2 protein-coding genes are annotated in these 1,251 nt (G+C 55.2%); both read right to left on the bottom strand.

Annotated features, from left to right (window positions below; all coding sequences use genetic code 11):
* Positions 1–38: 38 nt before the first annotated feature.
* The gene (locus CAY82_RS24730; protein WP_256576334.1) at positions 39–869 is read right to left on the bottom strand and encodes an IS3 family transposase; all 831 of its coding nucleotides are present in this window, start codon (positions 867–869) and stop codon (positions 39–41) included.
* A gap of 8 nt (positions 870–877) precedes the next feature.
* Complete coding sequence (locus CAY82_RS27185) at positions 878–1,186, bottom strand: transposase (protein ID WP_133970486.1); 309 nt, start codon at positions 1,184–1,186, stop codon at positions 878–880.
* Between the last annotated feature and the right edge of the window lie 65 nt (positions 1,187–1,251).

Below are 1,251 nucleotides of genomic sequence, written 5' to 3'. Positions count from 1 at the left end.
TGTTCTGGTCAAGTATTTCCGGACACCGGTTACGGTGATCAAGCCGCCTGCTGCTCCATAGCTATTGGTGACAGGTAGTCGTTGTAGCTGTGGAGCCTGATTCGGTTGTAGCGCATGAAGAAGCTGGTCATGTCCTGCTTGGCTTCTTCAATTTCCTTGTAGCCCTTGGGCGGCACCCATTCTGACTTGAGCGTCCCAAAGAAACGCTCTGTTGGTGCGTTGTCCCAGCATTGTCCCCTGCGACTCATGCTTTGCGTTATCCCATGCTCAAGCAGCTCGGATTGGAAGCGCTGGCTGGTGTATTGGCAGCCTTGATCCGAGTGAAACATCAAGCCTGCATGCTTGCCCCTAACCCCTACTGCCATCCTCAGCGCCTTGCTAACCAAGTTGGCGTCGTTGATCAGGGAAAATGCCCAGCCAACGATCCGACGCGCGAACAAGTCAATCACTACTGCCAGGTGATACCAGCGCTTCCCGACCATCAAACTGGTCACGTCACCGCACCAGACCTGGTTAATTGCTGTTGGCTCAAAGTTACGCTCGAGCAGGTTCTTGGCCACAAACGCTTCAACGCCTTTGGAGCGATTCCGATGCGGACGGCGTTGCTTGCTTTCCAGATTTGCCTCCTCCATGAGTTTTCCGGCCAGATACCGCCCCACCTTGAGCTGCTGGGCCTTCAGGTACTCAGAGATCATTCTCGCGCCCGCGCTTCCCCTGCTTTCGACGTGCAGCTGAACTACTTTCTCTCTGAGTTCGTCACGCTTGGTATTCGGCGCTGAACGACGGCGAAGCCAGTCATAAAACGCGCTACGGGATACGTTCAGCGCACTGCAAAGGAGGCTGGTCGGATACGAGCCTGACTCTCTCAGTTCCTCAATCAGGAAAAACGATCGGGATCCGACATCAAGAGAGCCGTAGCCTTTTTTAAGATTTCAGCCTCGGTCTCCAGGCGCTTGATCTTAGCTCGCAGCTGCTGGAGCTCTCGCTGTTCGTCGCTGATCGCTTTGGTACCGGCTACTGGCTGGCCCTTCTGTCGCTCTTTACGTACCTGATCAACCCAGCGGCGCAGGGCTGTAGGGCCGACGTCCATTGATGCGCAGACGTCGGGAATCGAGCAGTGGTCATCAAGAACCATGCTGGCAGCACGTTGCTTGAACTCGCGGGTGTAGGTCTTTCGTTCTTGCATGGAACCTCCTGATTGGGCGAATCATATCGCCCTTAAGAGGTGTCCGGGATCATTAGGCCAGTTCA

The sequence above is a fragment of the Pseudomonas sp. SID14000 genome (assembly GCF_002165135.1).
Taxonomy (GTDB): Bacteria; Pseudomonadota; Gammaproteobacteria; order Pseudomonadales; family Pseudomonadaceae; genus Aquipseudomonas.
The sequence above is the reverse complement of the archived record's forward strand: the minus strand, read 5'-3'. Positions and strand labels throughout refer to the sequence as shown.

Bases quoted from the DNA above. Each gene is read 5' to 3' on its own strand.
- CAY82_RS27185 (WP_133970486.1), bottom strand. From the start codon at position 1,186: ATGCAAGAACGAAAGACCTACACCCGCGAGTTCAAGCAACGTGCTGCC.